Here is a 26,543-nt window from a genome sequence, read left to right on the forward strand (position 1 = left end):
GCGCCGAGCGGATCCAGCCGCGGGCGCCCCGGCGCGAAGTTTCCGCGGTCGGGGTGTTCTTCATCGCGCTGTGCCCTCCTGCGCCCGCTGCCGCACCAGCACCTGCCCCGCGAGGAGAGCGATGTTGAGCAGCATCAGGTTCTCCGCCAGCTGTACGTGCCGCTGCTCTGGCAGGATGGATATCGACACCGCCGCCGTGAACAGCAGCGCGCTCCCCGCGAGCGCGAGCTGATAACCGCGGCGATGCCGTCTCGACAGCTGGAGCACGAGCGCCCCGAGCGCGGCCGCCGCGAGGATTGGCTTGAGCACGGTGAGCGGCCGGCGGTAGGGGAGGGTGAAGGAGCGCGTCTCGTGCCAGGTCGACACGTCGATGCCGTAGATCTGCTTCACTGCCTGGTGCGCAGCGGACGCCGGGGTCAGCTTGACGTGCCGGTCCAGTATGCCCACCGACAGCGTCGCTTCCCGGAGGTGGTCAAGCAGGATACTCCCAGCGTCGGCGGGTCTGTCGAGCGCCGCGCTGAGCGCGACGCTGCTCGCCCAGCGATCGAGCGCCGGCGGCGGGAGGTGGAGCTCGCGGGCGGCGATAGCCAGGGGGGATTCACCATCCCACATCACGAAATCGAAGCCGCGCAGGTTGCCGTCCCCGTGCTCCCGGAGGAGCGCGACGGAGCGCTCATCCGGGGCGGCGTGCTCGGGCTGGATGAGGCGAGCGAGCATGCAATAGCGGTTGATTCCGGCCCAGCTCTCCATCGCCCAGGCGTTGCGATGACTCCGGTAATGGCTCATGTAGGTCAGCACGATCAGGCCGGCCGCCACGACGAAGGCGCAGGGGGCGAGCAGGCGGCGGGCGCGTTCGCCGGCGCTGGCGGTCGGGACGCGAAGGGCGCTGGCGATCGTGAGGGCGGCGAGCAGCCCACAGACCAGGAGACCCACCACCCTGACCGAGGCGCTCGCGCCGGCCGCGAGGCCCGCCGCGCCGAGCAGCCACGGGGAGCCGCGGTGGGCTCCTTCGGCAGCGGCATAGCCCGCGAGGGCGACGAGGAACAGGAACAGCGCCTCGGAGAGCACATGGGTCTCGAGCAGGAGGTTAGTGGGCCAGAACAGGCACAGCCCGAGCGCCGCGAGCGGCGCCCAGCCCGGGCACGGCGCGAGCCGCCGGGCGATCCCGTAGAACAGCAGCGCCGTGATCAGGCCGAGGGTCAGCTGCGTCGCCTGGATGAGCCGGAGATCCGCGGAGATCGCCCGGAGCCCGCGCAGGAACCACGAGTAACCCTGCTGCCGGTCCAACGCCGGAGCCGCGCCCGGCAGGGAGCAGAAGAGATAGGTCCCGGTGTCGAACCAGACCCTCGGCTCCGGCTGCGTCGCGAACAGGGCGGCCCGCAAGGCGGCGCCCAGCGCGACCAGAGCCGCGGCGGCGCGCCGCCCCGGCGTGAACCAGCCTGTCCAGCGCACCGCTGTCACGCGTGCGCCGTGACCCCCACCGGTCCCTCCGAGCGCGGCGTGATCCGCGGGTCAGGGGTCTCGCAGAGCTTCGGGCGGCGGTGGGTGATGACGGGGCTCACGCAGGAGAGGAGACGGAAAAGCTCTCGGGCGTGTCAAGCACCAGCCGCGCGCCCGGTGACGGGTCCCCCGCGCCCAGCATCGTCGACCGCGGCGAGAGCCGCAAGGGGCCATGCCCATGGCGATGAACGGGCGGTTACCCTGTGCCGCCTCGCGGCCAGCGTTCCGCCGCCGCGCTTTCACACCGTCAAGGACGCTGGCGTGCTCGCCTCGGCAAGTCGCCCACGTTGGCGCGCAAGCGCATCGGACCGCGCCGTGCGAAGTCAGAAGAGCCCACGAAGGCGGACGATGACATCGTTGCCGCCGCCGCTGCCACGGTCGCCGCCGCCCTCGTTGCCGGCGCCGCCGTTGCCCGCACTGCCGCCGCTGCCCCACCATCCGAGGCGAGACGGCACATCGATGCCTCGACAGCGCTGCATGCAACTGCACCATACCCCTGCTTCCTGGCGCGGCTCGCCACTGACCACAGCCGGAGTGCGCCCATGCATGCAGGCGAAAATCTCAGATCATGTCAAGATTTCAATCATGGCAGTAACGTGAAGAACGTGTTTCCGGCCAACGTGCGAAATCTCGCGAATCTGGGCCCTGGACTTCCAGTCCCTGCGGCTCTCCACCCGAACAAGCCTGTTGAGCTTGGGTCCCGGATGGTGACCCGCGACCGAGCCACATCAATAGCATTCTGTATAAAATTTCGAAAATCCGACTGCATTCGGTCGTTGTCGTTGTTTGCGATGTTGACCATCTGCTGCAGCCGACGACGAACCCCCTGATCGTAGTTCGGATAATCGGAGAACCCGTCAAACTGATCGGTGGCGCGAATGATGTCGATCAAATTTCTCGCCCCGCGTGCCCCGAACTGAGAAGGGTCGTTCGCCAGTCGATTCTCCAGAACCCGTTGCATCCACCCCATACTATCCAATGTGTCTGCTGCCACGTAGTCTGCGTGGGAAGGGCCGCGGGCCTCCGACATCAGCAGTCTGGCGACAGCTCCAGCTTCAGTAGCAGGATCCGGCAACTCTATCGCAGCGTCAACCACAACCCTCAGCGTCGCCTCGATTCCGGACCGTGCCGCCGCAGTCACCGTCACAGCGCCACTACCTGATGTCGTAGCAAGGGCGCTGAGGTAAAACGAAAAATTGCCAACGGCGCGTGAGCGAGGTAACCCATCGACGGCAACCACATCAGGATCACTGCTCGTTATTTTGGGAAACCCAGTCGCGCGTGGAACATCGGCGATCTCGATGCCGGCCGAAGAGTTCCCTTCGGTGCTCGATATGTGAATAGTCACAGCCGTAACATCTGTTCCATGTCGCCGAAAACGCATATATCACCTTCATATAGCGCAAGGCCCAAATCGACGTCTCCCCAGTGTTCCCCGCCGCCATCCGACGCCTCCTGTCGCGAACGGATACGCGAGCCTATCTTGGGACAGCGGCAGCGGGAAGGCAGGAGCTCCGACGGTCTCGATGCTGGCGGATCGTTGGAGACATGACCGTCCGTAGCGCAAGCGCCCGACCAACGCCAGCGTGATCGTCGGCGCAGCGCCGGGTACCTGCCCCCCCTTCGCGTACGCGCTCTGGCGCATGGCCACGGACTCGCCGCGCAGCACCCGAACCGGCTCCGCGCCGAGACGCGCAGCTCGTCGGAGGCCGTGCCGTGGCCGAATTTGATCGCCGTGCGCCCGAGGCGCAGCACGCTGCCGCCCCGGAGGAACGCCTCGACGACGCGAACGCCATCGAGCAAGGTGCCGTTGCGGCTGCCGGTGTCCCGGCCCGGATGCGCTCGGCCTCGGTGCGGAGCTCGCAGTGCCAGCGACTCACCGTGGGGTCGCTCAGCACGAAGTCGCATCCGCCGGCGGTGGCGACCGCGCAGGTACGCCCGCTCGAGCGCCACCCGGCGCCCGTGTCGGGCCCTACCGGCACTTCGAGCTCGAAGCTGCGCAGCACCTCGATGCCCGGAGCGGCCGGGCGGGGGCCAGCCGTGAAGGTTGGTTGATCCCGCGCCGGCGGCTGGGCAGTCGCCGGCGCGTCCGCCTCGTCCGATGGCTCTCGCGCGCTCACGCAGCCATCTGAGCCTGACTCGACGTTGCCCGCGTGGTTTCGAACCGATCGGCGCTCTGCCGGGGGGGCCCGGCTTTACAAGACGCCCCTCCGTCGGCGAGAATGGGCGCCACGGCTGCGAGAGGTCGAGCCGCGGCCCTCGCGGCGAGATGTCCGAAAACCCGAGTTTGTGTAAGAAACACCAACTTGACGAGCATGCCCTTCGAAGGGGTATGACTGGGGAGAACGAATGCAATACAAGTTCGATTCGGGAAGGACCGCGATTGGCCTGAACACGTTCCGCACGAAGGACGCCAGCAACGTCACGTTGAAGGCGCAGCGCGGTCTGCTGGTGTTGAAGGAGGAAACGTTCTCGCGCACCACCCTCGAGCCTGGTGTCATCGAGCTGCGCCACGACGAAATGCCCGAAACCTTCAAGACCCTGCGAGCGGTCATCAAGGACAGCGCCGTGCTGAAGCAGCGAGCGCAGCTCGCGCTCTCGAAGCTGGGTCAAACGAACCTGCTGAAGGCGCTCACGGATGTTACGGGTGAGACCACCGTGCATCTCCGCACTGCCACGGTATTCGAGAATGTCGACAACCCACATATTCTCACAGGAGCGTTGCTTGCCATCCTGGCCGCGTCGTATCACTTCACGTATCAGACGGCGCTTCTCAAACACCAGGCAGGAGAGAGCATCCACAACGAAGAAGACAAGGCGAAGGTGATCTCGGGCGCGATCCTGAGCATTCTGAAGCGGCTGCGGGCGCTGGAGAAGAATTTCGGCAAGGGCCTGAAGGGCTACATCGTTCGCTGGAGACTGACTTCATCGACGTATCGTGGAACTCCGGAGGACTGCTGGGCAGAGCCCTCGTGGGACGAGTACGGCGGATTGCTGCACGCCTTGAGACTGGTGATCAGCGTCTACGACCAGGTTCGCGTTCCGATCGGATATCGCTGCGAGGTGCGAGACCTTGCGCGACAACTTCACAGCGGCATCCTCGATTATTTCAGGAGCAGTGACGGCCTGCTCGCGCTTCCATACGAGCAAGGCGCTCGCCAGCTCGTGATGCGTGGATGTCACGGTGTCATCGGTTCGTATGCCGTGGGCTGGTTTCAGCGAGATGGCGTCAAAGACTTCTACCCATTCACCGTCAGTCGCGAAACCCTCGCTTTCATCGACGAATCGGTATTGAAGGCCTGGAAGATCCCAGATTTTCCAGCCAGTGATCCGTCCCAGCCAGCCGGTTATCTGCGGGCGGAGTACCTCAAGAACGTGATGCTCTGGAAGTTCATCGCAGATACCGGCCTGTTCCTCACCGGAGCCGTTCTCGCGGCAACGTTCGGCGTTCCTCTGGCGGTTCCAGGCGTTTCATTTCTCCCTGCTGCCGTGATTGCGCTGATTGGAGCCGATGCGACTCTCAAGTCGTTGACCAGTCGAGACATCTGGATGTCATTCGCGAAGGTGTTCTCGCTCGAACAGGGAGAAGGCGGGTTGGTCGGAACATTCCTGTCGCCACCGGTGGGTGTCGGCGGCTTCGACGTTCAGATCTTCGATCGATACTCGCTTCACAGCTGGACCAGCGATATGGCGCAGATCTGGCAGGTCCGTGGGAAGCGAACACTCTCGTATGATCGATTAGGGTGGCGCTCGATGACCGAGGCGTGTCGTGTGTGGTTCGGCTGTGTCGAGGACGCGATGCACACAGCCGGCGCGCTCGAAGCTGATGCCGGCGAGATGAACAAGAAGGTCGACGGATGGGATCCCGCGGCCGATCCGGTGCCCCCGTACGTCACAATGGAGTACCTCGAAGGTGCGTTGTTATCGTCGGCCTACCTCGCATTGGCCCTCGACATCGAACCCGAGATCGATCTCCGAGCGGCCTGGCCCGATCTCTTTTTTACTGCGGCTGTTCCCGAGTTCCAGTGGATTCGCCAGCAGCAGCAACAGCAACCGCCGCGACCCGTTCACCGAATAGGAATTGCGTTGACGGCATTCACGAAGGTGCTGAACTACGAGTGGAACGGTGATGATCCGCGATTCTGGGTGATTCCATTCGCGATCCGCCCCAATGACTCGGGCGCTGTCGTCGCGCGTGCGAGTGGAATATTTGCGACCGACCTGAAAAATGGATGGTTTGGTTTCCAGACGGGCAATCGCTATGTCTACGACGCGCCTCTCGCGCTCGGTGTGTCCGCCCTGGCCGACGATGATGTCGAGCCGGGTTCTCGTGTCGGCTTCATCGTCATCGCGTGGGAGCGCGATTACTCGGGCGGCTCTGCGCAGAGCCGCGTCAAGAGGAAGGCCATCGAGCTCGTCGAGTCCATCCTCCTGGAGGCGATCCTCGACCGGGTCGAGATCGATTCGGTGCTGAACAAGCGGTACGCCGAGTTCAAGGCTCTCTACCCATCGCCAGAGCCACGCGGGGCGTCGCACATCAGCGATGATGATCTCGTCGGCGTCGAGGAGTTCAGCGTCGTGCTCTCCGGCGCTTCGCCTGTGAAAGCGGCACGGAGCTTGACGTTCTACAACGAGCGCACCGCTTACACGCTCGACGTGGGCCTCGAGTTCCATCCGAAGTAGAGCGCTCCCAACCGGGGACCACCGCACTGGGTTTGCGGACAGCCACGCTTCGAACGCGGCCTCGTCAGGGAAGCTCTTGATCCTGCTCTTGTCGGGAACGATGGGAGCCATCCGGTCGGTCTCGCAACGCGCCCACCCTGCGCCGAGCCAGCAGAGACGCCAGCGCGGAGGTCGTCGAACGCCGACTCGCCCGACCCGCCACCCCGGTCACACCGAGCGTCTGGCGACGCCCGGTGACGAGCGCCCGCGCCACGGAGCGCGGGTGTGGTCGAGCTGGCGGATCGCCGCGGGCGGCGGATCGGCGTTGACATCCGCGACGTGAACGTTCACAGTGAGACCTCATCCTTACGCTTTCCCCTGAGTGGGCCGTCATGAGCACCGGGACCTCCGTCATCGGGATCGGGATCGATCCCTTCACCGGCTCCCATGGTTCGGCCGTCGCGGACACAATGCGACGGCGCGTTCGCGGGCGCCGCGCACAGGCCTCCACGACAGGCATGCTGTGCATTTCTCGCGTGGCCGCTCAGCTTCGAGCAGATCGAGTCGCTTTACGCCGGGAGAGGCCTTGTGCAGCCCTGCTGGCGCGCGGCGCCTGGTCCATCTCGCTCCAGCTCTTCGAGCGCGCTCGCCTGCCGAGCGCGGCCGGCGTTGCCCGCTGGTCGCAGGCGATCTTCGACGAGATTCGCGCGCCTGGCGCGCCGGGCGCTCGCGGCCGTCGAGGCCTCGGCCGCCCCGCCGGCGTCAAGCCACCATCGTCACTCTGCATCTGATAATGTCGCACCTTCTTGACGACCAGGCTCGGTTGCGATGCACAATCGGCTTGACGTAACTGCCAGTCACGAACAATAGATAGGCCAAGAAAGGCGATCGCCATGAACAACATCATCCGGCTCGGCATGTGCTCCGCCCTTGGGCTCCTACTGACCAACTGCGTCGTGGATGGCGCAGAAATGGACATGAACGAGACCGATCTGACCGCGGATCAAAGCGCTCTCACCATAAGCGGGAACCAGACCGGCACGGACGGCCAGTGGTACACGTTCTGGAAAGATGGCGGTTCGGTCAGCATGAATTTGAACGGCGGCGGTAACTACGCTGTCAACTGGGCAAACGGCAACTATAATTTCGTTGGCGGCAAGGGCTGGAGCACTGGGTCGTCGAGCAGGACCGTTGGCTACAATGCCGGCGTCTGGTCGACGGGCAGCAGCAATGCATATCTGACGCTCTATGGGTGGACGACAAACCCACTCGTGGAATACTACGTCGTGGACAGCTGGGGCAGCTGGAGACCGCCGGGCGGAACGCCGGCGGGCTCAGTCACCACGGACGGGGGCACCTACGACCTGTACAGGATGCAGCGAGTCAACGCGCCCTCCATCATAGGCAATACGACGTTCTATCAGTACTGGAGCGTCCGAAGGTCGAAGAGGGCCACCGGGTCCAACAGCACCATCACGTTCTCCAATCACGTAAATGCTTGGGCGTCAAAGGGGTGGAACCTTGGCACTCACAATTACCAGGTGATGGCGACAGAGGTGTTCAACCCCTCGAGCAGCGGCAGCTCCAACTTGACGGTGTGGCAGAATTAGCGTACGGGGCCATCGACGACGTCGCCGTCGCCGTCCGGATACCCGAGCACGCGAAGAAGGAGCTCGAAGCCTACCTCGACTGCGGGCTGCTCTGCCGCGGGTTCGCGCGGCTCCGGTGCGAGCGCTGCGGTCTTCCTCGACGGGGCTTATCACGAAGACGGCGGGCGTGCTCGCGTCGGCGAGTCGCCCACGTCGGCGCGCAAGCGCATCGGACCGCGCCCTGCGAAGCCAGCTCGGTGACGCCGTATAGCGTCTCGCGACGCGCCTCCCGGGCCAGACCAACGCCCGGACGGACACGTGTGCCCGCGCGTCGTACGCCGCATGGGTCGGCCACGACGTGCGCGACCGGATGGCGCGCGCGGCCGCATGGCGTGTCCCAGGTGCCGGCGCTCGCGCACCATTTCCATCCAGTCGCTGACCGCGTGGGCGCGCGCCCTCTTCGCCTTCCGCATCCGTCGCGGCGAGCCGCTTCCAGTCAGATGCCGGCCCCGCGCACCAGAAGGACCATCCCCGTCCCCATCACGGCGGCGCCGGCATAGCGCAGCCCCCGCGACAGGGACTCTCGACCGGCGGCGAGCTCGCCGAGGACGAGACCGCAGAGATGAAGCACGGTCGTGCTCAGCAGAAAGCCCATGGCATACAGCGCCGGGCTGACCGCATGAGGCATCTCCAGGCCGTGGGCATGTCCGTGAAAGACACCGAACATCGCCACGCATCCGGAGAGCAGGAACGGCGAGGAGCCACGGGTCGTGGTGACGATGCCGAGACCGAGCGCCGCGACCGACGCCGCGATGCAAAGCTCGCCCAGGGGCATGGGCCATTGCGCCATTCCCAGGAGGCCGCCGACCAGCATCGCGGCGACGAACGTGGCGGGGATCCGGAGGAGGTGCTTTCCGCCGAGCTGCGAGCTGACGACACCGACGCTCACCATCGCGAGCAGGTGGTCCGCGCCGAACACCGGATGGAAGAGGCCCTTCAGAAATCCCGCATCGGCGCCGCCCGGGTGCGCCCAGCTCACGGAGGGCCACGAGACGAGCGTGGCGACGAGCAGGGCGCGCGCGCCGGGACGTGAAGCCCATCCCATCGTCTTCTGGATCGTGGATTTCATGAAGCGCCTCTCCTCGTCAGGCGTTCGCCACGCGCGCTGCCGTCGATGCAGGATCGCTGTGGAAGAGCCTGTAGGCGAGCGCCGCGAGCAAGAGCTCGGTACCTGCGATGAGCACGTTCGGGTAGAGCGGGACGCCCGCGACGACCGGGAGCGGCACGTCGGGTCCCGCGAGCAGGCTGGTCCCGGGGATGAGCCACGTGATGTAGAAGAAGGGCGTCCAGATGATGACGACGATCCAGGCCGCCACGTTGAACCCGACCTGCGGTTCCATGGACCGCCGCCACATCATCCACAATCCGACGATCGTCACGCCACACAGGATGAGCAGCATGAGGGCGTCATGAAAGCGCGCATGCTCATGCCATGCAGGGTTGAACAGGTGGGTTTTATTCCAGTCCACGCCGACAGCGACGATGGCGCTGCTCGCCAGAACGAACGTGAGAACGACTCTTCCCAGGGTACTTCGGTTCATGGTGACAGGCTCCTGACTCTCGTTGGTTGAAAATAGCCCGCTTCCCTCATCAACGCGGCCACCTGGCGTCCCCGCGAACGATGCGACCGACATGGCCGTGAGCCCGAGCTTTTCCTTCCGCACATGATTCTTCATGGGCTCTACGCGGTGAATCGCAAAGATCATAGCCGCCCATTTACAAAGATAACAATATATTGATCTGACCGATCGATTTGATCTGCTGATTGATCCATGATACGGTCGAATGTCGTGGACCTACGACACCTTCGCTATTTCCTGGCCGTCGCTGAAGAACGCCATTTTGGCCGCGCCGCGCAGCGACTGCACATCGTTCAGCCGGCGCTGAGCATGCAGATTCGGGCGCTCGAAAGCGAGATCGGCGGCGCGCTGTTCGTGCGGACGAGTCGGCGCGTGGAGCTGACCGAAGCCGGCGCATTGCTGGTCGTCGAGGCGCAGCGGGCGGTCGCGCAGGCGGAGCGGGCCAAGGCGATCGTCCAGCAATCGCTGCGCGGCGACATCGGCAAAGTTCGCATCGGTTACGCGGGCAACGCGATTCTCACTGGCAAGATGACGGACCACCTGCGAGCGTTCCGCAAAGCCCATCCTGCCGCGGAGATCGAGCTGCGCGAGATGCCACCTTCGAGGCAGGCGGAAGCCGTGTTGACCGGCGAGGTTGACGTCGGCTACCGCCCGGCGTTCGCTCTCAAGGTAGATCCGCGGTTGAGCGTCCAACCGATCGGCGCTTGGCCGCTGGTGGTCGCGATGGCAGAGGAGCACACGCTCGCGGCGCACAGGCGCGTGACGCCGAAGATGCTCGCCGGAGAGCCGCTCATCATGTTCCCATCGGAAGAGGCCGGTGGCGACGTGTTGAAGAGAGTGATTCTCGTGATAGGACGCGAGCCGCGCCGGGTCCACCGCGCCGACACCACCTTGAGCATGCTGTCGTTGGCCGGCGCAGGCCTGGGCGTGGCGCTGGCCCCAAAACCGCTGATTCAGGTGAAGGTTCCCCGCATCGTCTATCGTCCGTTCGTCGCACCGAAGAACGTCGTCGCCGAGCTGCTCCTGATCAGCCGCGCTGACGAGACCGCCGGCGCTGTACGCGCCTTCGTGAAGCTGGCATCCGGCTCCTCGGATCGGGCCACCTCACGGTCGTAAGCTCCGTTTGGTCGATGTCGTCACGCGCGCACAGAATGGATTCGATATCCAGCATATCCCGCGAGCGATGGACCGCCGCACCCTCCCGCTCGGGAGGCAGGGCCGCGCTCGTGGGCCTGTGCAGCTCGGGCAGCGGCCGTTGCGAAGCGGGTCCTGGACCTCCTCATCCTCGGCAACGCAGGATCCCGTCGACCTGGGCGGCGATGGTCGTGATGCGCGTGTCAGGGACGCCGAGCGCCCTTGCGGCGTGCGCTGTCTCCGTTCCATAAAGGTCGATCGCAGCGGTGATACCGCGGGGAGCGAGGGCACGGACCCGGTCCGCCAGGCCGTCGCCGTAGGCGACCGGCTCGGCTCCGAGAGAGCGCAGGAAATCGGCCGGTGCCGCCGATCCCGTCCCGATCACGCGCGCCCCTGCGATCCGGGCCATCTGGACGACGAACACCCCGACTCCGCCCGCCGCGCCGCCGATCAACACGGTGTCGTCCGGCCCAGGTTCGACCATGGCCAGGGCGGCGGATGCCGTGCGTCCGGCGATCGCGAGGGTGGCGGCGGTGCGGTCGTCGACGCCGTCGGGGGTGTGATGGGCCTCGTTGACCGAGACGCGCCCCACCAAGAACGGCATGCTCGACACACTGCTGGCGATGATCGAGACAGGCGAGATCGCGCACGACCAGACCCGAATCGAGCTGCTCGCGGCCATCACCACGATCCTCGACGCCGGCCGCGCGGTGGATGACCTCCGCCGAGACGTCACCGCCGAAGACATCGCCGCGAGTCTCGTCGGCATCTTCACGGTGGCCCCCAAGCCCCGGCGAGACGCTCTTGCCAGTCGCCTGTTGGACCTCCTCATGGATGGACTGCGGCCCCCAGTCCGCCGGTAACGGCAACGCCGCTGCCCGCTGGGAGAACAAGAGGTCCAATGGGGTTCCGCGCGAACTCGCGTCGATCGCAGCGTGGGCGCAAGAGACAGCAACGAGGTCGGCGCGGATCCGCCTCGGCGTCCTCGTGCTCACCTCTCGGCTGAGGAGCCGCCAACCACGTACAACGAACGCGATCTCCGAGGATGGATACTGGTCCCAGAGGTTTCCACAGCAGCTTGGTGTGATCCGCCATCCAGATTGGAAACTTTCACCCTGGACGCCGCTTGACATGCGTCTCCTTGCTGTGATGCGATGTCCTTCAGGTCGCGCAAGGACTCGATGTGACCTGTCGCGTCGCATCTCTCCGGGGGGAACAGGCACGCAATACGCTGGCCGCTTGTCCCGCTGCCGACTCGATCGTCGTGATCGAGTCTGCCGTCTCCGGACGCCGGGCGCGCATCAGGTCTGATCTGCGCGCAAGGGTGCCGCGCGCGACCGCACGAACCACGTACGAACGAGCGACAACGTAGCAGGGGGGTCTCATGACGATGATCGGGCGAAACTGGGCAGTGGCCATCGGGCTCATGCTGACGACGGCGGCGTGCGGATCGAGCGAGCCGGACGCGGCGCAGACAGCCGCGCCCATCCAGCGAACGCCGCTTCCTCGGAGCGAGTTTATCCCGCTCGAGATCGAGGCGACCATCGACGAGCTCGTCGCCGAGATCAACAAGGGCTCGACCGAACCGATGCAGCTCGCGGTGTTGCTGAAGTCCCTCGACGGCTTCTTTGCGCCGATCGCCACGGGCGCGAACCGAGCCATGGGTGAGCTCGGGGTCTCCGGGAGGGTCACGGGGAACGTGCTCGGGCCTCAAAGTGATGAGACAGAGCTAGAGGAATTGATGAAATTCCAGACTCAACACATCGAAAAGTCGGTGGCGGAAGGCGCCGAGGGGATAGTCATCACGCCCGTTGGCGAAGGCAACGTGGCCCCGCTCGACGAGGCCATCGCGAAGGGGATCCCCGTGGTGACGCTCGACGCCGACCTGGTGAGCTCGAAGCGCCAGATCTACGTCGGGGTACTCAACGGGTATGCCGGGGCCCTGGCAGGGAAGACCCTGCTCAAGATGCTGCCCGCGGCGCCGGGCACGGTGCTCATTCACGGCTGGGCCGACCCGATCTGGGTCGACGGTGTCAATCGAACTCAGGGCGCCAGGGAGGTGTTCGAGGCAGCCGGTTACCACGTTCTGGTGCATCAGTCCATCTATCATGACCAGGCCAGGGACGTCGAGTTGATGAGAGGCGAGATCGAGGACGCGGACCCGCCCGTCGTGGGCCTGATCGGAATGTTCATCGACTCGTATCGATGCGTGCTGGCCGCGGACGCCGCGGACGCGCCGGACCTCCCCATCGTCACCTTCGACTTCGCGCCGGAGACCGCCGGTTACATGCGCCAGGGTCGCATCAAGGCCACGCACGTCCAGCGGCAGTACTACGAGGGGTACCTCGGGCCCTACCTCGTCTACGGCATCAAGAGCATCGGCCTCGACGCGGTCAAGAGGATCCTCGCGCCGCAGCTCGTCGAAGGCAGCCAGTTCGACCTCGGCGTCGACGTGGTCCCGTGGGACAAGGTCGACGCCTACAACGACTTCCTCGACGAGGTCGGCGCAGAGCAGTAGCGGCGCGCAGCTCGAGGAGGATCTGTTCCTCGCCGCGCTCGAGGTCGTCGCCGATCCTCCGGACGTGACTCCCCCGTCGGGCTTCACGCTCGCGCACCGTCGTCCACGAGCGACGGGCCCGTCCACGCCATGGTCTACGATGTGAACGACCGGCTCCTCGACCACCGCGAACTCCTGGTACGTGACGGTCGCCGGCGCAGGCGTGACGGTCCTGGTGTGGACCTCGGCCACGCCCCGGTCCCGCCGAGGAGCGCGAGCGCGAGCGCGAGCGTGGCCAGCGCGGCGAGCTTGCCGCGCCGCAGCGGATGCGCGGAGTTTCCGGGCGACGAAGGGTCGAGGACAGGCATGGTCATCTCTACGAGGTTCATCGCAGCAACAGCGGTGCCATCCGGCGGCGCCGGCGCGCGCCGCCGGCGCCCGGCGCCGCGCGGCTGATGGTATAGCGCTTGCTGAATACATGGGCATCGGCGCGACAGCGCCATACCTCGCTTGATAAGGAAAGACGATCCCCATGAAACGCTCGAAGGTGCTCTCCGGTCTCGCTGGCCTCACGCTCGCCGCCGCTTCGCTCGCGGGATGCATCGTCGTCGATGGCGACGACGACCATGATCACGTCGATGACCTCGGGAGCGGCTCGCTCTCCGTAACGACGGCGATCAACGGCATCAGCGACGCGCGGCAGTGCTCCGACCACGACGTGGATCTGCTCGCGGTCCGCGTCGAAAGCGGGGAGGGTTTCGTCTACAAGGCGCGCGTGAACTGCGAGGAATTCGGCGTCGCCTTCGACGACGTCGGCGCGGGGCACCATGACGTCGATGTCTGGCTCGAGGACTTCGACGGAGACCCGAGGAGCGACGTCGTGCGCGTCCCGTCCGTCGAGGTGATCGACGGCATGGACACGCTGGTGGACGTCGACTTCCCCTCGGGGTCGATCTACCGGTGAGGTGCGCGCGGCGCGCTTGATCGACCGCGCCGCGCCGCACTGCGCGGGAGGCGCTCACTCACTCGCGACCGCCTTCGCGAGCCCGTGGACCTCCCGCAGTGGCGCTGGACACTCCATCGGTGCCCCCTCACTCATAGCCAGCCGCAATGATGTTGTTTTGGAGCGCGTCCTCGGTAGCGTCGCTCGGGTAGCCGGCGGCGATCGCGCCCTCGTAAAACGTGCCCGCGCTGTCGTTCGCGCCGCCGTCGGGCTTGCAGCAATCGCCACCACTGCCGAGCACGATGGCGCCTTGCTTCTTCATCGGGCTATAGTTGGGCGGCAGCGAGCCCTCGTACAGCTTGGTCAGACCGCCCGACTGGGCGTTGCCGCCCTTCAGCGCGAAGCGCGTGGTCCCGTCGTTCTTCAGGATCGCAGTGACGTACTTGTGCGGAAACGCCTTTTGATCCGGGTTCCAGTTGCTGCTGCCGCCCGGAAACAGACCCCACTCCAGGTCGGCCTGCACCCACGGACCGGTGCCGGAGCAGCCTCCAAACCAACACTGCTTGCTGAAGTTGATGGCGTCCATGGCGCCAGCTCTGTCGGCCTTGCGGGTGGTCTCGCTGTTGCCATAGTCAAAGCAGCACCCGCCGTTGACGTGGATGCCGCTCGTCACCATATACAGGCCTTCCGGCGCGCTGCCCGTCGGAACGCCCGTGGTATGGCCGTCGCGCCAGTAGCTGTTGCCGGGGTTGATGTAAAGCGAGTAGACCTTGCTCCCGCTGACCTGCAGCGACTCCGTGGTGGCCTTCGCTGGGCTGCTCCTCGGTGAGCCGGGCACCACGTCCGACCCCTGGTACCAGAGGTCATTCCCGTGCCCGGATTGGTCGTAGAGCACCGTGATCACGCACGAGGTCCCGGCGCAGAACGCGTCCTGTGGCGCGGAATCGGCGGGGCCCCCGGCTTTCAACACGGAGATGTCCCTGGTCGTGTTGTCCGAGGCACGCCGGACTTGGTAGAGCTTTCCGGCGTAGGCTCCGAACAGGGCGCGCACTGTGCTATGGGCGGCAACACACGGCGTGCCGCCGCTCGCGTAAAGATCGCACGGCCCGGTCGATGCGTTCGCGTCACCGGAACCGCCAGTGCCCCCCGCTCCGCCGCTTGCTGCGCCGCCGCCGCTCCCCGCTCCGCCGCTTACTGCGCCGCCGCCGCCCCCCGCTCCGCCGCTTGCTGCGCCGCCGCCGCCCCCCGCTCCGCCGCTTGCTGCGCTGCCGCCACCGCCTCCTCCAGTTGCCCCGCCAGCGTCTCCGGTCTCTGTGGGCTTCTCGGCTCCGGGGTCGTCAGCGGTGCAGCTCAAGCCTTGTGCGGCCAGTACGAATGTGAGCAGTAGCGTCTTTTTCATCTCTTCTCCTGATCGGTCGCTATCGGCGAGTGAGTGGAGCTCGCAAAGCCAGGTGGGCCACCTGACTTGGCCACTGTGCCACGGGCCAGTGGCGCCCGTGGCGACGCCAGTTTGCCTCGAGCGAACGACGACAGGTGTCCCCATCGCATCTCTCCGCGATTCGGGTCGCTGATCGAGCCGAGTGGGACCTGAGATCGCTGAAGCAGAAGGAGGCCCCTCCAGAGCAATGTGAACGTTCACATTCTGGATGTCAATTCCAATCGACCGGCCTGCCGCTGTGCTCGATCCCGAGGAAGGACGAGGCTGGCGGGTCGCCTTCGGAGCGCCGCGTTGTTCTGGCGGGGTTTCCAGAACGGGAGACTAGCCCGTCGTGAGCCTCATCCCCGGCGCCAGCTGCCCCGGGAGCCCCACGCCGTCGGCCTCCAGCCCCGCCACCGGATAGGCGCAGTAGTCGGCCGCGTAATACGCGCTCGGCCGGTGGTTCCCGCTGCTGCCGATCCCGCCGAAAGGCGCCGCGCTCGACGCCCCCGTCAGCGGCTTGTTCCAGTTGACGATCCCCGCCCGCGACTCCCGCCAGAACTGCTCGTAGAGGTCCTTGCGGTCCGAGAACAGCCCGGCCGCGAGCCCGTAGCGCGTGCGGTTGGCCAGCGACAGCGCCTCATCGAAGCTCGCGTAGCGCTGCACCTGGAGGAGCGGCCCGAAATACTCCTCGTCCGGGAGCTCCTCGATCGCCGATACATCGAGGATCCCCGGCGAGAGCAGCGCCGTCCCCTCCTCGAGCCGGCGCATCTCCAGCACCACCTTGCCGCCCAGCGAGATGAGCCGCGCCTGCGCCCTCAGCAGCTGATCCGCGGCGGCGAGCGAGATCACCGCGCCCATGAAAGGCTGCTCCGCGTCGTCGTACCTCCCCACCTTGAGCCGGCCCGCCGCCTCGGCCAGGCGCTCCAGCAGCGCGTCGCCCTCCGGCGTCGCCGGCACGAGCAGCCGCCGGGCGCACGTACACCGCTGCCCCGCCGAGATGAACGACGACTGGAGGATGTGGTGAATCGCCGCCTCCGTGTTCGCCACGTCCTGAACGATCAGCGGGTTGTTCCCGCCCATCTCCAGGGCGAGGATCTTGTCCGGGCGGCCCGCAAGCTGCCGGTGCAGCGCGTTGCCCGTCGCCGAGCTCCCCGTGAAGAAGAGGCCGTCGATGTCCGGGTGACCGGCCAGCGCGACGCCGGTGCTCTTCCCGCCCTGAACCAGGTTGAGCACCCCCGCCGGGACGCCCGCCTCTTGCCAGAGCCGCACGGTCTCCTCGGCGGCCTTCGGCGCGAGCTCCGAGGGCTTGTAGACAACGCAGTTGCCCGCGATCAGGGCCGGAACGATGTGGCCGTTCGGGAGGTGGCCCGGGAAGTTGTAAGGGCCGAACACCGCGACCACCCCGTGCGGACGGTGCCGCACCACCGCCGTGGCGTCACCCGCCTCGGCCTGCCGCTCGCCCGTCCGCTCCCTGTAGGCCATGAGCGACACGTCGACCTTGCCGATCATCGTCTGGACCTCGGTGAGCGCCTCCCAGCGCGGCTTTCCCGTCTCGAGCCCGATCACGTCGGCGAGCCGCGCCTTGTGCTCGCCGAGCAGCCCGGCGAACCGCTTCACCAGCGCCGTCCGCTCCTCGAAGCCGCGATCGCGCCACGCCCTGAACGCGCCGCGCGCCGCCTTCACCGCCGCGTCCACCTGCTCCTCCGCCGCGGCGCGGCCCTCGAAGACGATCGCCTGCGTCACCGGGTTCCGGCTCGCGAACGGCTCCCCCGCGCCAGCCACCCAGGCGCCGCCGATGAAATGGGTCGACATGATCACTCTCCCTCGCGGAACACCCCACGGGCTCAGCGGTCCGTCCAGCCACGAGGGACCGCGGAGCCTCGCCTCAGTGTGCACCGTACCAGAGGCCGGCGCAGCGAGCGCGGGGCCGCGCCTCCCGGGGCAGCGCAGCGCAGCGCTCGCTCGCGGCCTGCCCAGGCGGATGGGGCCGCTTGTCAGGCGCCCCGCACGCGGCGCACGTCCCGCACGCCCCGCCGGCCCGGCCGCCCCGCAGGTCCCGCGCGCCGCGCAGGTCCCGCGCGCCCCGCGGTGGTGGCCGGATTTGAACATGAAGGCGGGAAGGCGGGAAGAAAAGATCAATGATCTTCCTGCCTTCCCGCCTTCATGTGAATCACTCCGGGGCAAATTGGGCCACCACCCGCCCCGCCGGGACGAACGCGCGCGCGTCCGGGGGTGACCCCAACAGAACGTAGGCTGGTTCGATGGACCCCCAACGGATGGGGGCCGCCAACTCGGCTGCTCGCTCGACGAGAATCCCTGAGAGCACAACTCAATGCGTCCTCTGCTCAGGCGCCCCGAGAGCGCTCGTGGCGAACGCGCGACATTCACAGGAATGCACGGTGGCGAACCGGTGTGAAGCGCGTGTTCGAGCCTGGATCACGCTCCGGGCGCACGGCGGCAGGGCGCCCACGACGGGCCATGACACCAAGTCTTGACGGTCCCGTGGCTGGCGTGGAAACGTGGACATGTCAGTTTCCCCGCCGATGCACCACACGGTGGCTATCTCAGACATCCATCTATGTGAGCTCGAGCCGACCGCCGGCCTCTGGATGCGCTATCGACAGGCGCCGTACTCCCCGGACGGGGAGATCGCGGCGATGCTCGACGCGCTCCGAGGAGAAGTGCGGAAGGGGAAGGGCGGCTCCGGGGCGCTCGCGACGGAGCCTGACGAGCTCACGTTGGTCCTGAACGGCGACATCTTCGACCTGGATGCGCCCCGGGTGATCGACAACGAGAGCGTGGTCCACGACCTGCCGCGCACCGCCGAGCACGCCGTCCCGGCGATGGAGGCCATCCTGCGCGATCACCCGATCTTCGTCGACGCGCTCGGCCGGGTGGTCGCGGACGGGCACACGGTCGTCTTCGTCGCCGGCAACCACGACATCCAGCTCACGCTGCCCGAGGTGCGCGACGCGGTAGAGCGGCGCATCGTCGACGCGGCCGCCCGCGAGCTCGCCGCCCGGGACGGCGCCCCTCCGGCGCGCCCGGCGCGCCTGGCCGAAGAGCTCCGCGCGGCGCTCGCGGCGCGGATCGTCTTCCGCGCCTGGTTCCACCGCACGCGGGACGGGGTCATCGTCGAGCACGGCAATCAGTACGACTCGTACTGCTCTTATCGGTACCCGATGGCGCCCTTCGGCCGGAAGCCCGGGGAGATCCAGCCGACGATGGGCTCGCTCGTGAGCCGGCTGCTCGTGTCGCGCATGGGGTACTTCAACCCGCACGTCGACTCGTCGTTCATGCTCTCCGGCTTCGGCTACCTCGCTCACTGGGCGCGGTACTACCTGTTCACGGGCCGCTCCCTCATCCTCGCGTTCGCCGTCGGCGCGCTCCGCACGATGGTCGAGCTCGTGCGCAGGCGCGACCCGTGCCGCCGCGGGCTCCGCCGCGCGGGCCTCGTCGCGGCCGCCCGGGAGACGGGGGCGCCGCTGCCCGCGGTGGCGAAGCACGCGCGGCTGTTCGCGCGGCCCGCCGAGGACTGCCTCGGCCGGGTGGCGCGCGAGCTCTGGCTCGACCGCCTCGGGCTCGCGCTGGTCGGGCTGCTCGCCGCGCTCGCGTGCCTGTGCTGGATGCCCGAGGGGCTCGCGCCGGCCGCGCTGCTCGCGCCGACGCTCCTCGTCGCCTACGAGTGCGCGGTCCCGAAGCCCACGCTCGATGCGGTCTGGCAGGGCGTGAACCGGGCGGCGCGGCGCGTGGCCAGGGCGCACGGCGCCAAGGCGGTGGTCTTCGGGCACACCCACAATCCGGAGGGCAGCTGGGAAGAGGGGGTGTTCTTCGGGAACACCGGGTCGTGGTCCGCGGCGTTCGAGGACATCGCGTGCACGAAGCCCGTCTTCGAGGCGCGCCCGCTCGTGTGGCTGCGCTCCGAGGAAGGCGCGGCCCCCGAGGCGCCCCTGTCGGGCGGCCTCGTGATGTGGAAGGACGCGCGATTCCAGCCCTGGAGAGCCGACGCCAGGCCGCCCGTGCCCAGGAAGGCCGAGGTGGCAAAGCGGCCGCGCCCGGCGCTGCGACCCCAGGCGACCGCCGCGCTGCGCGGCTAGAGAAAGAGCGTCCAGCGACAGGAGCCGCTCGGCGCCCCGGCCGAGCGGAGTTACCTTGTCGACCTCGAAGAGGACGGGAGCGTGATATACGAGCCCATCGTCCGATCGACTCGACGGTGGGCAAGGAAATACCTGAATGACGTACACGCTGTGCAGGGGAGAGAGCGCGCTACTACCTGACGTAGACGTGGATCTCATCCAGCGCTACCTGCCTGCGATCGAGCGCTCTCCGCTTCCGACCGTCCTGACCGTGACGGAAGCGCACCTCGTCCTTTATGCGAACCCCGCGTTCTGCGGGCTGCCTGTCGTGCCGCCAGGCGCGCCTGCCGGGGCTCGCTTCACCCGCCTTGTTCACGGCGCGGAGGCGCTGGAGGCGCTGCTCGATCGCGTGTTCCGGGATGGCGTCACCGACGTGCAGACGGATGTCGCGTTCGCGTGCCCGGAGGGGAGGGCCTTCCACGGCACCGCCATCGTGGCTCCGCTCCTCGACGAGCGGGCCCGCCACCGGGGGCTCGTCGTGCAGATCATCGACACAACGAGGAGGGTCATGGCGCGCGCCCGCGAGGTCCAGGCCGCCCGGGACCTCCAGGACACCAACGAGAGGCTCATCGTCGAGGGGATCCGGGAGCAGGAGCTCGCGGAGCGGGCGAGCCAGAGCGCGGCCGAGCTCAGGGCGCTCCTCGACACGATGTCCGAGGGCGTCACGGTGTTCGGCGCCAGCCGCGAGGTCGTCCTCGTGAACCCCGCCGGCCGTGAGATGCTCGGTCTCTCCGGCGAGCGCCCCACGCTGGACGACTACCGCCGCTGCGACTTCAGGCACCTCGACGACACGCGCCTCGATTTCGAGCGAGAGGTGCTGTCCCGGATCGTGCGGGACGGGTCGTTCGTCGAGGAGGATGAGGTGCTCCTGCACCTTCCGGACGGCGCCGTGCGGCACCTCGTCCTGAGCGGTGGGGCCGTGCGCGACGCGCGGGGCCAGGTGGCGCTCGCGATGGCGCTCTACCGGGATGTGACGCAGGTGCGCGAGCTGGAGCACGTCCGCGAGCAGTGCATGTCGCTCGTCACCCACGACCTGCGGAGCACGATGACCGCGGCGATGTACGCCGCGGAGGTCATCGGGATGAACCTCGCGGGGTACGACCCGCAGGCGCTCGCCGGGAGGATCGTCCGCAGCCTGAGCCACATGGACGAGATGATCCGCACCCTCCTCGACGTGCAGCGGATCCGCGCCGGCCACGGGCTCCCGCTGCGGCTCGGCGCGTGCGAGCTCGTCGCGATCGCGCGCGAGGTGATCGACGATCTCGCGTCGTTCCATGACCAGCGCGCGGTGCTCCGGGGAGAGGCGCGGGTCGAGGGTATCTGGAGCCAGGGGGAGCTGCGCCGCGCGATCTGGAACCTGGCGAGCAACGCGCTCAAGTACGGAGGGACCGGCGCGCCGGTCGTCATCACCATCGAGGAGACGCCGGAGCACGCCGTCGTGGCCGTGTACAACGAGGGCCGGCCGATCCCGGTCGAGGACCAGGCTAGCCTGTTCGCGCCGTTCGTCCGGACCCGGTCGGCCATGGCGGGCGGGCAGCGAGGGTGGGGGCTCGGCCTCACGTTCGTGCGCGGGTGCGCCGAGGCGCACGGAGGGCGGGTGACGCTCGTGAGCGACGCCGAGCGCGGGACCACCTTCACCCTGGAGCTGCCGCTCGACGCGCGCCCTCACCAGCGTCCGGGCTGATCAGGGCGCGCTCGCGGCGGTGCGCGCGGGGGATACGGCGCGGCGGCGGCCGGGTGGCCTGCGTCGTGCTTTCGCCCTGCGCGGAGCGAGCGCCATGCGACTGACGTACGAGCAGGATGTGCGGGGGCACTCGGTGGTCGACGCCGAGGGCAACGTGATCGGGGAGGTGGAGCAGCTCTACCTCGACAGCGAGTCGTTCAAGCTGGCGGGGGTGCGGGTGAAGCTCCGCACCGAGGCGGCGGACGTGCTCGGGGTGCAGCGCGGGCTGTTCCGCGCGGGGGTGCTCGATGTGCCGGTCGAGGCCATCCAGAGCCTCGGGCAGGCGGTCGTGCTGCGGACCGAGGCGCGTAACCTGCTGACGCCCAGCTAGGCTGGCTGGATCCAGGGCGGCCGGCCCCCGGGGAGGGGGCACGTCGCGCGGGGCAGCGGCGGGCTGAACTCGCGTGGGACGTCGTGTGCCCGTCGTGCTGCGCACGACGGACACACGACGTTAGGGGCGCTCAGACATCAGCCCGCCGCTGCCCCGCGCGACGCGCCCCCTCCCCGGGGGCCTACGGTGGCAAGGAAGCAAGCCCACTTCTGCACAGGTCAGACATCCGCTTCATGAGGTCGGATAAGGCGCCGAGCGGGGCGAATGCAGAGGCGCTGCCTGGGTGAACAGGGGGTGTCCGGGAGCGCTCGTCGGATTCCAGCTCGTTGGAGCGATTGCCAACATGGCAGAAAGGCAGCGTGGCTGTCCGGCGTTGACTGCGGCGGACCGAGGGGGGAACGCGATGCCGTCGCGCCTGCGGTCCCCGGCAGAGCGCGCCGATCTGCGCTCGTCCTGTAGCCGGTCGGCGACCGCTGGACCGGACATCGAGAGGGGACTCATGCTGCTCAACCACCGGACCCGTCGTATCCGCATCACCTTCCTGATGATCGCCCTGGCCACGTTCTCCGCGGGCTCGCTCGCGCGCGCGGAGGATGCCGGCGCGCGCGCGAGCGAGCCCGAGATAGACCACTTCGGAGGGCGCGGACAGGTCGCCCTCGACAACGTCGTCGGGGTGACAACCGAGGGCGGCCACCTCGGACCGAACATGATCGCCGGGGCCCGCAACCAGCAATCCTGGGGCGCCGCCGGGTACACGGGGATCCTCGGCTACACGTTCTCGGACACGCGCTCGTCGAGGACACACACGGGCTGGATCTCCCCCTCCATGGACGTGTTCGTGACCGACCAGCTCTCGGTCGGAGGCACCCTCGGCCTCTCGTACATGAGCGGCAAATCCCGCATGCCCGACGACTACATCGCAAAGGGCCACTCCCTTGCGTTCTCCGTCGTGCCGCGCGTCGGCTACGCCATCGCGCTGAACGAGCCGATCACGCTGTGGCCGCGAGTCGGGCTCGGGTACAGCGGCGCCCGCGCCGAGGCGATCTGGCAGGACGAGGCGCACCAGTCGATGAGCGCGCTCATCGGCGTCGCCGACCTCGGGCTCGTCTACCGGCCCACGAAGCACGTCTATCTGCACGTGGCCCCGGAGCTCGTCCTGCGGGTCGCCAGCATCAAGGGCCCGCAAGGCGGGGGCCTCGAGGACAGCGGCTCGCTCCAGCTCGGCCTCACCGGCGGGCTCGGCTTCCTGCTGAACTCCTAGCGCGCCATCGGGCTGGACAGGGACACCGGAAGGACGACGAGATGCCGAGAGCGCCGCTCTCTCCTCGCGTGGGGCGCTGTGCGCGAGGCGCGGGGCGCCTCGACAGGCCCGTCGGGTTGAGGCCGGCGCGATCGGACGATAGAGTCGGCGCGGATCTCGGCTCGGGCAGGCCCCCGAGCGCGGTCCGCGGAGTCGACGGCCCATGAACCGCAGCCAGCGCGAGGAGATGGAGCGGACGCAGCCCGCGTGCGCGCCGGCCACGGCCGAGCCCGGGGAAACGTCGCCGGCAGGCGCCGCGTCGGACGTCACCTTCAGGCTGCGCGTCACCCCACCGAGCTCGTCGAAGCCCGAGCCGACCCCCATCTCCGTCACCGCGCCCGAGCGACTCTCCGCCGAGGACCGCTACGAGGACCTCGGCTGCATCGGGCGCGGAGGCATGGGCGAGGTGCGCCGCGTGCGCGACCGCATCATGGGGCGCGTGCTCGCGATGAAGGTCCAGTCGCCCGAGGCGCGCGACGCCATGTCCGATCGCGCCCGCTTCCTCGCCGAGGCACGCCTCACCGCGGCGCTCCAGCACCCGGGGATCGTGCCCGTGCACGAGTGCGGCGCGCTCGCCGACGGGCGGCTGTGGTTCACCATGAAGGAGGTCCGCGGGCGCACGCTCGGCGAGGTGATCGCCGAGATGTACGGCGCCGGCGGCGGGAGCCTCTCGCCCGTCGCGCTGCGGCGGGCGATCGACACGCTCCTCCGCGTCTGCGAGGCCGTCGCCTACGCGCACAGCCGCGGCGTGATGCACCGCGATCTCAAGCCAGCCAACGTGATGATCGGCGAGTTCGGCGAGGTCCTCGTGATGGACTGGGGCCTCGCGCGGCCGGCCGCGACGCCGCCCGCGGCGCCCACGGCGGCTGACGCGGCGGACGTCATCGAGGCGGCCCCGCTCACGCAGCCCGGCGAGGTGCTGGGCACGCTCCTCTACATGGCCCCCGAGCAGGCGCGCGGCGAGGCCGACCGCCTCGGCGCCGCGACCGACATCTACGCGCTCGGCGTCGTGCTTTACGAGATCCTCGCCGGACGCCACCCGTACGACGGCCACCTCGCGGCCGTGTGGAGCGCGCTCCTCGGCGGCAGCCTCAGGCCGGTCGAGGAGGTCGCCCCCCACGAGGTGCCCGCGGAGCTCGCGGCCATCTGCGCCCGCGCCATGGCCCTCGCCCCGGAGGCGCGCCACCCCGACGCGGGCGCGCTCGCCGCCGACATCCGCAGCTGGCTCGACGGCGCGCGGCGGCGCGAGCGCGCGCTCGCCATCGTCGACCGGGCGCGCGCGATCCAGCCGGAGCTCGAGGCGACGCGGGCGCGGGCGCGGGCGCTGCGCGACGAGGCGCGGGCGATCCTCGACGGCCTGAGCTCGTTCGACCCCGCCGAGCGGAAAGCGCGCGGGTGGCGGCTCGAGGACGAGGCGGAGCGCCTCGAGCAGGCGGCGTCGCTCGGCCAGGTCGAGTGGATGCAGACCCTCCGCTCCGCGCTGAACGAGGCGCCAGACCTCCGCGAGGCGCACGAGGCGCTGGCCGACCACTACGCGGCAGAGCTCGTCGAGGCCGAGGAGGCGAGGGATCCGCGCGGCGCCGCGCGCGCCGAGGCGCTCCTCCGGCAGCACGACCGCGGCCGGCACGCGGTGCTGCTCGCCGGCGACGGGGAGCTCACGCTCGCGACCGCCCCGGCGGGGGCGGAGGTCTCCCTCCACCGCTACGTCGAGCGCGACCGCAGGCTCGTGCCCGAGCCCGCGCGCGAGCTCGGCCCCACGCCCCTGCTCGGCGTGACGCTCCCGCGCGGCAGCTACCTCCTCACGCTGCGCGCGCCCGGGTACCACGAGGCCCGCTACCCCGTGCTCATCGAGCGCGGGCGGCGCTGGGACGGCGTCCGGCCCGGCGAGGGGGCGCCGCACCCGGTCCGCCTCCTCCGGCTCGGCGAGCTCGGCGAGGACGACGTCCACGTGCCCGCCGGCTGGTTCCTCGCCGGCGGCGATCCCGACGCGGGGGACAGCCTGCCGCGGCGCCGGCTCTGGTGCGACGGCTTCGTCGTCCGGAGGCACCCGGTCACCAACGCCGAGTACCTCGCCTTCCTCAACGCGCTCGTGGCGAGCGGGCGCGAGGCCGAGGCGCTCGAGTGCTGTCCGCGCCTGTCGCTCGGCCGCACCACCTCGGGCTCTGGCCCGGACTCGCTCCGCTTCGAGCGGGGCGGCGACGGCAGCTTCCGGCTCGGGTGCATGCCGACCGATGTGCAGGAGGAGCCGCGGATGCCGGTCGCGTTCGTCCACTGGCGCGCGGCGATGCGCTACGCGGCATGGTACGCCGCCGAGACAGGCGCGCCGTGGCGCCTCCTGAACGAGCTCGAATGGGAGAAGGCGGCGCGCGGCGTCGACGGCCGCTGCATGCCGTGGGGCGATTTCCTGGAGCCGACCTGGGGGTGCATGCTGGGCAGCCACGAGGACGTCGCCGGCCGCCGGCCCGTGGACGACTTCCCGCTGGACGAGAGCCCTCACGGCGTGCGCGGCGCGGCGGGCAACGTGCGCGACTGGTGCATCAACGCGTGGAAGCGCGAGGGGCCGCGGACCGAGCAGGGCATCGTGCTGCTCGATCCGGCCGACGACGACGACGCGGACTTCCGCGCGGCGCGGGGCGGCGCGTGGTCCACGTCGCCGAACCTCTGCCGCCTCGCCGGGCGCTTCGCGGGCAAGCCCGCGGATCTCTTCGGGGGGATCGGGCTCCGGCTGGCGCGCTCGCTGCCGCGCTGAGCGGGCCCCCGCTCTGCGCCCGGGGCCCGCCCGCGCGCGCGGCGCGGGCAGGCCTCAGGCGCGCGGGCCGCTCACAGGAGCCGCATCGTGCCGTGGTAGTGGTACCAGGAAGCCTGAGGGTTGATGGCGCGCGGATCGGTCGACGGCAGCTTCGTGAAGGTCAGCTTGCTCGGGACCTTCTGGAAGATGAGCCCGTTCGTGGGCTGCTTCATCTTGTACCAGACCACGTTGAGCAGCTCGCTGGCGGCCCCGCACTCCACGAGGAGGCCGATCCGGTCCGTGCTCGGCGCGTCCGGATCGGGGGCCCAGTAGAGCGCGTTGATCGGCGCCGTCAGCTGGTAGGTGCCCAGGATCCACTGCTGCTGCGACGCCTCCTGCGCCGTCGCGAGCACGTTGCCCCCGGCGATCCAGTCCGTGAACTCCCCCGGGTACCCCGACGAGCCCGGGCGGTTCGTGAACGGGGTCGACTCGAGGGTCATGATGTCCGCCTTGATGGCGCCGCGCCGCGACCAGTACTCGATCTTCGGCGCGTAGCCGGGGGGGGGATTCGAGCCGGTCACGGCCACGTGGATGAGCGGGCCGTCGGTCTTCGAGTCCAGGAAGCGGAGCTTCGAGTCGATGGGGATCTGCGTCTGATCCGTCTGCTCCGTCCCGATCACCGAGGCGGTTCCCTCGGTGGGGTCCAGCTTGCCTTTGCCTGATCCAGTGCTCATGGGTTCGATGATCTCCTGGTTCTGTTGGTGAAACGTCTCGGATGTTACCCGGTTCCCTGGCGGCTCTGCCCGGCGGGCGTCGGTCGCCCTCGGCGTCGCGGCGTCGACATGGATGCGGCCCGGACCTCGACAGCCCGGCGCACGGCAGGAGCGCTCGCACTGCAATTCTTCACGCATTGACCAGGCGCCGGACCGCCCCCGCGCGT

17 protein-coding genes and 3 pseudogenes are annotated in these 26,543 nt (G+C 68.6%); 11 read left to right on the forward strand and 9 right to left on the reverse strand.

Annotation, left to right across the window (positions count from 1 at the left end; translation table 11 throughout):
- Positions 1–60: 60 nt before the first annotated feature.
- The 3 genes from WME85_RS05020 to WME85_RS05030 all read right to left on the reverse strand — a co-directional run bounded on the left by WME85_RS05020 (position 61) and on the right by WME85_RS05030 (position 2,848).
- Positions 61–1,461: a hypothetical protein gene (locus WME85_RS05020; RefSeq protein WP_437835610.1), complete on the reverse strand. Its 1,401-nt coding sequence runs from the start codon at positions 1,459–1,461 to the stop codon at positions 61–63.
- 362 nt (positions 1,462–1,823) lie between these two features.
- Positions 1,824–1,979: a hypothetical protein gene (locus tag WME85_RS05025; protein WP_437835612.1), complete on the reverse strand. Its 156-nt coding sequence runs from the start codon at positions 1,977–1,979 to the stop codon at positions 1,824–1,826.
- A gap of 104 nt (positions 1,980–2,083) precedes the next feature.
- Positions 2,084–2,848, reverse strand: a complete 765-nt coding sequence (locus WME85_RS05030) for a hypothetical protein (RefSeq protein WP_437835614.1) — start codon at positions 2,846–2,848, stop codon at positions 2,084–2,086.
- 1,001 nt (positions 2,849–3,849) lie between these two features.
- Here WME85_RS05030 and WME85_RS05035 point away from each other — a divergent pair.
- Positions 3,850–6,183 (forward strand): hypothetical protein, encoded by a 2,334-nt coding sequence (locus WME85_RS05035; protein WP_437835616.1) that lies wholly within the window; start codon positions 3,850–3,852, stop codon positions 6,181–6,183.
- Positions 6,184–7,133: 950 nt separating this feature from the next.
- On the forward strand, positions 7,134–7,772 hold the full coding sequence (locus tag WME85_RS05040; protein WP_437842239.1) for a glycoside hydrolase family 11 protein: 639 nt from the start codon (positions 7,134–7,136) through the stop codon (positions 7,770–7,772).
- A 475-nt stretch (positions 7,773–8,247) separates the two neighbouring features.
- Here the strand turns inward: WME85_RS05040 and WME85_RS05045 are convergent, their stop codons facing one another.
- Positions 8,248–8,880, reverse strand: a complete 633-nt coding sequence (locus WME85_RS05045) for a HupE/UreJ family protein (protein ID WP_437835618.1) — start codon at positions 8,878–8,880, stop codon at positions 8,248–8,250.
- Between the two features lie 16 nt (positions 8,881–8,896).
- A complete protein-coding gene (locus WME85_RS05050; protein ID WP_437835620.1) occupies positions 8,897–9,517 on the reverse strand; it encodes a DUF6640 family protein in 621 nt (206 codons plus the stop codon).
- A gap of 84 nt (positions 9,518–9,601) precedes the next feature.
- Here WME85_RS05050 and WME85_RS05055 point away from each other — a divergent pair, with 84 nt between their 5' ends.
- Positions 9,602–10,507 carry a LysR substrate-binding domain-containing protein gene (locus tag WME85_RS05055; protein WP_437835622.1) on the forward strand — a complete coding sequence of 302 codons (906 nt, stop codon included), beginning with the start codon at positions 9,602–9,604 and terminating at the stop codon, positions 10,505–10,507.
- Between the two features lie 166 nt (positions 10,508–10,673).
- Here the strand turns inward: WME85_RS05055 and WME85_RS05060 are convergent.
- Positions 10,674–11,099: pseudogene (locus WME85_RS05060) on the reverse strand (zinc-binding dehydrogenase); the annotation flags it as partial.
- A gap of 16 nt (positions 11,100–11,115) precedes the next feature.
- Between WME85_RS05060 and WME85_RS05065 the strand changes: the two are divergent.
- From WME85_RS05065 to WME85_RS05075, 3 genes and pseudogenes are all read left to right on the forward strand, one after another.
- Positions 11,116–11,388: pseudogene (locus WME85_RS05065) on the forward strand (TetR/AcrR family transcriptional regulator); the annotation flags it as partial.
- A 521-nt stretch (positions 11,389–11,909) separates the two neighbouring features.
- The gene (locus tag WME85_RS05070) at positions 11,910–13,043 is read left to right on the forward strand and encodes a substrate-binding domain-containing protein (protein WP_437835623.1); all 1,134 of its coding nucleotides are present in this window, start codon (positions 11,910–11,912) and stop codon (positions 13,041–13,043) included.
- Positions 13,044–13,554: 511 nt separating this feature from the next.
- Positions 13,555–13,986: a hypothetical protein gene (locus tag WME85_RS05075; RefSeq protein WP_437835625.1), complete on the forward strand. Its 432-nt coding sequence runs from the start codon at positions 13,555–13,557 to the stop codon at positions 13,984–13,986.
- Positions 13,987–14,113: 127 nt separating this feature from the next.
- Here the strand turns inward: WME85_RS05075 and WME85_RS05080 are convergent.
- A pseudogene (locus WME85_RS05080) lies at positions 14,114–15,076 on the reverse strand (arabinofuranosidase catalytic domain-containing protein); the annotation flags it as partial.
- A 648-nt stretch (positions 15,077–15,724) separates the two neighbouring features.
- The gene (gene astD / locus WME85_RS05085; RefSeq protein ID WP_437835627.1) at positions 15,725–17,197 is read right to left on the reverse strand and encodes a succinylglutamate-semialdehyde dehydrogenase; all 1,473 of its coding nucleotides are present in this window, start codon (positions 17,195–17,197) and stop codon (positions 15,725–15,727) included.
- A 743-nt stretch (positions 17,198–17,940) separates the two neighbouring features.
- Here astD and WME85_RS05090 point away from each other — a divergent pair.
- The 5 genes from WME85_RS05090 (at position 17,941) to WME85_RS05110 (ending at position 25,624) form a co-directional block, all read left to right on the forward strand.
- A complete protein-coding gene (locus WME85_RS05090) occupies positions 17,941–19,482 on the forward strand; it encodes a hypothetical protein (RefSeq protein ID WP_437835629.1) in 1,542 nt (513 codons plus the stop codon).
- Positions 19,483–19,618: 136 nt separating this feature from the next.
- Positions 19,619–21,205 carry an ATP-binding protein gene (locus WME85_RS05095; RefSeq protein ID WP_437835631.1) on the forward strand — a complete coding sequence of 529 codons (1,587 nt, stop codon included), beginning with the start codon at positions 19,619–19,621 and terminating at the stop codon, positions 21,203–21,205.
- Between the two features lie 94 nt (positions 21,206–21,299).
- Positions 21,300–21,575: a PRC-barrel domain-containing protein gene (locus tag WME85_RS05100; protein ID WP_437835633.1), complete on the forward strand. Its 276-nt coding sequence runs from the start codon at positions 21,300–21,302 to the stop codon at positions 21,573–21,575.
- Between the two features lie 499 nt (positions 21,576–22,074).
- Positions 22,075–22,836, forward strand: a complete 762-nt coding sequence (locus WME85_RS05105; protein ID WP_437835635.1) for a hypothetical protein — start codon at positions 22,075–22,077, stop codon at positions 22,834–22,836.
- Positions 22,837–23,038: 202 nt separating this feature from the next.
- The gene (locus WME85_RS05110) at positions 23,039–25,624 is read left to right on the forward strand and encodes a protein kinase domain-containing protein (protein WP_437835638.1); all 2,586 of its coding nucleotides are present in this window, start codon (positions 23,039–23,041) and stop codon (positions 25,622–25,624) included.
- A gap of 71 nt (positions 25,625–25,695) precedes the next feature.
- Here WME85_RS05110 and WME85_RS05115 read toward each other — a convergent pair whose 3' ends face one another.
- Positions 25,696–26,337 carry a hypothetical protein gene (locus tag WME85_RS05115; RefSeq protein ID WP_437835640.1) on the reverse strand — a complete coding sequence of 214 codons (642 nt, stop codon included), beginning with the start codon at positions 26,335–26,337 and terminating at the stop codon, positions 25,696–25,698.
- Positions 26,338–26,543: the final 206 nt, after the last annotated feature.

Origin of the sequence: Sorangium sp. So ce1153 (genome assembly GCF_051521595.1) — a bacterium.
Taxonomy (GTDB): domain Bacteria; phylum Myxococcota_A; class Polyangia; order Polyangiales; family Polyangiaceae; genus Sorangium.

Excerpts from the sequence above, each read along its gene's own strand:
- astD (WP_437835627.1), bottom strand. The coding sequence starts at position 17,197 with ATGTCGACCCATTTCATCGGCGGCGCCTGGGTGGCTGGCGCGGGGGAG.
- WME85_RS05070 (WP_437835623.1), top strand. The coding sequence starts at position 11,910 with ATGACGATGATCGGGCGAAACTGGGCAGTGGCCATCGGGCTCATGCTG.
- WME85_RS05105 (WP_437835635.1), top strand. The coding sequence starts at position 22,075 with ATGCTGCTCAACCACCGGACCCGTCGTATCCGCATCACCTTCCTGATG.
- WME85_RS05040 (WP_437842239.1), top strand. The coding sequence starts at position 7,134 with ATGGACATGAACGAGACCGATCTGACCGCGGATCAAAGCGCTCTCACC.
- WME85_RS05075 (WP_437835625.1), top strand. The coding sequence starts at position 13,555 with ATGAAACGCTCGAAGGTGCTCTCCGGTCTCGCTGGCCTCACGCTCGCC.
- WME85_RS05110 (WP_437835638.1), top strand. The coding sequence starts at position 23,039 with ATGAACCGCAGCCAGCGCGAGGAGATGGAGCGGACGCAGCCCGCGTGC.
- WME85_RS05050 (WP_437835620.1), bottom strand. The coding sequence starts at position 9,517 with ATGATCTTTGCGATTCACCGCGTAGAGCCCATGAAGAATCATGTGCGG.
- WME85_RS05100 (WP_437835633.1), top strand. The coding sequence starts at position 21,300 with ATGCGACTGACGTACGAGCAGGATGTGCGGGGGCACTCGGTGGTCGAC.
- WME85_RS05115 (WP_437835640.1), bottom strand. The coding sequence starts at position 26,337 with ATGAGCACTGGATCAGGCAAAGGCAAGCTGGACCCCACCGAGGGAACC.
- WME85_RS05045 (WP_437835618.1), bottom strand. The coding sequence starts at position 8,880 with ATGAAATCCACGATCCAGAAGACGATGGGATGGGCTTCACGTCCCGGC.
- WME85_RS05035 (WP_437835616.1), top strand. The coding sequence starts at position 3,850 with ATGCAATACAAGTTCGATTCGGGAAGGACCGCGATTGGCCTGAACACG.
- WME85_RS05095 (WP_437835631.1), top strand. The coding sequence starts at position 19,619 with ATGACGTACACGCTGTGCAGGGGAGAGAGCGCGCTACTACCTGACGTA.
- WME85_RS05025 (WP_437835612.1), bottom strand. The coding sequence starts at position 1,979 with ATGCAGCGCTGTCGAGGCATCGATGTGCCGTCTCGCCTCGGATGGTGG.